Below are 2,591 nucleotides of genomic sequence, written 5' to 3' on the forward strand. Positions count from 1 at the left end.
CCCGGGACTCGCTCGTTGCGCACGCACACGACGTCTCTCGAGCCCCTCGTCGATACGGCGCACCCACGCGCGGCGACCGAGCCGGGGCTGCCGCAGTTACGGCGCGCACCGCGGCGGCGCCGCGACCCGCGCGACTGCGCGGTCGATCTGCGGCAGCGTCGCCGGCTTGGTGACGCGCGGCACGCCCGATTCGTCGAGGAACCGCGCCGCGCGGTCCGTGCACGCCCCGCCGGTGAGGATGATGACGCGGTCGGACAGTCCGCGCGATCGCGCCTCCTCGTACAGGTCGACGCCGTCGCGGCCCGGCATCATCAGGTCGGCCAGGATCGCGTCGAACCGGTCTCGGTCGAGCCACGCCACGGCTTCGTCCACCGACTCGGCCGTGACGACATCGTACGCGCGCAACAGGCGGCGCATCGACGCCAGCACCAGGCGCTCGTCGTCGACCACGAGCAGCCGGTAGCGCGCCCCAGCGGCCGGTTCCGGCCGCGGCGTGAACTCCCCGGTCGACGGGGCCCGGCCGTCGGCGCGCACGAGCGTCACGCGCGCGACGGTTCCGCCGCCGGCGCGGTCGAGCAATTCCAGCGTTCCACCGAACGACGTCACGATCTGGTGACTCACCCACAGGCCGAGACCGGTGCCCTCCCCCTGCGGTTTGGTCGTGACGAACGGGTCGAACACCCGACTGCGCACGGCGTCTGGAATGCCGCAGCCCGTATCCGCGATGTCGACGACGACCCGCCCGTCCGCGCCGGCCCGCACGTCGACTTCGATCCGGTGATCGCCGCCGTCGTCGGGCAGCGCCTGGGCGGCGTTGACCAGCAGGTTGAGAAACACCTGGCCGAGGCGGCCGCGCTCGGCGAACACGGCCGGAACCGGCCGGATGCGGCGCACCAGCTGGGCGCGGTGGCGCACCTGCAACATCGCCATCTTGATCGTGCGGTCGAGCACCGACGCGACGTCCACCGGCCCGAGCGAGCCCTGGTCCCGCGCGAAGCCCTTGAGGTCGCGGACGATCGCGGCGATGCGGGCCACGCCGTCGCGACACTCGGCGAGCAGTTCCCGCAGCTCGGCTACGGCAGCGTCGTCGAGCGGCCCGTCGACCAGTTCGCTACCGACCTCGAGGTTGGCCGACACGAATGCCAGCGGGTTGTTGATCTCGTGCGCGACCCCGGCGGCGAGCGTCCCCACGGACGCGAGGCGATCGGTCACCTGAATCTGGGCGAGCAACTGGTGGCGCTCGGTCACGTCGCGAATGATCGCGAGCCGCGCCGCCCCGTCGCCCGTGTCGAAGTCCATCGCGACGACCTCGCCGATTCGCCGATCGCCGCGAGCGCGACGAAACTGGACCGACACCGGCGCGGGACTCGCGGCTCCGTCCACCAGAACCGTGCGCGCCGTACGTTCGTCTTCGGCGGCGACCCACTCGAGCGCTCGACGACCGACGAGTTCCCGAAGCGGCGTTTGAAAGAACGATTCCGCGGCGCGATTTGCGAATTCGATGACGCCGTCGCGCAACACGCACACGACGTCCGGGATCGTGACGATCAGGCGGTCGAGGCGTTCCAGGGACGCCGACAGCTCGCGCTCGCGCTCGCGCAAATCGCGCGTGCGCTCGACCACCTGTACCTCGAGTTGCCGGTACAGATCCCCGCTGCGCGCGATGATCGCGGCGGACATCGTGAGCATCTGAAACATGAGCGCGTAGTCGGTCAGTTCGATGGTGCGCAACGCTCCAGCCCAAAACAGCGAGTCGTTGACGATCGCGGGGACCACGACGGCTACGACGACCCAGATCGGTACGCGGTGGAACCAGTCCGCGCGGCGGCGCGCACGCCGGAAGGCGGACACGACGGTGACGGTCACGACCGCGGCGTAGGGAATGGCGAGGACGCCGAGCGGTACCGGCTCGGGGCCGATCACCGCGTCACCGGTGAGCGTCTCGAACAGCCGCTGGCGGCTCGATACCAGCAGATCGCCGCACCATACTCCCACCACCGGAACCGCGCTGGCGACGAGCGCCAGCGGTAGCCAGCGCGGCCGCGCGGCGTCGCGCAGCTGGAACACCAGCAACAGCGCCAGGGGGGCGATCGCGAACAGCCCGGTGTGCGCGATGCGGTAGCCGAGTTCGATCGCGTCCGGGGAGGTCGCGGCGTGTTGGATGAAGCGACCGAGCAGCGCCACGGCCAACGCGGTCGCCCACGCCGCACTCGTCCGCGCCACCGGCTCGCCGTTTTGCACGCGCGCCACCCACAGCTGGTACGCGGCGATGAACGCCAGCATGCCGACGAAAGCGAGGCGCAAAGCCTGTGCGATGGCGAGGTACGACACGTTGCCTCTCGAGAATCCGCCCCGACCCCACGGAGTTTACTCTGCCATAAAAACGAGTAATATGAATTACGTATTTTTGTGACAAAGTTTGGCTACCCGAGGGGAGGCCCCCACGATCCACCGCCCCGGCGGCCGGCCCGGGACGCTACCCGAGCAGCGGCCGCTGGCGCGAGCGCGGCAAACCGAGCCGCTCGCGCAGGAACCGGCGGCGGCGATGCCGCTCCAGCCAGCCTGCGGGCGCGCCCCCGTGCGGTTCCGCC

At 70.7% G+C, this 2,591-nt stretch carries 1 protein-coding gene; it reads right to left on the bottom strand.

The window, feature by feature from the left end:
* Positions 1 to 96: 96 nt before the first annotated feature.
* The gene (locus D6689_02545; GenBank protein RMH44359.1) at positions 97 to 2,331 is read right to left on the bottom strand and encodes a hybrid sensor histidine kinase/response regulator; all 2,235 of its coding nucleotides are present in this window, start codon (positions 2,329 to 2,331) and stop codon (positions 97 to 99) included.
* Positions 2,332 to 2,591 lie beyond the last annotated feature (260 nt).

This window comes from Deltaproteobacteria bacterium, from assembly GCA_003696105.1.
Taxonomy (GTDB): domain Bacteria; phylum Myxococcota_A; class Polyangia; order Haliangiales; family J016; genus J016.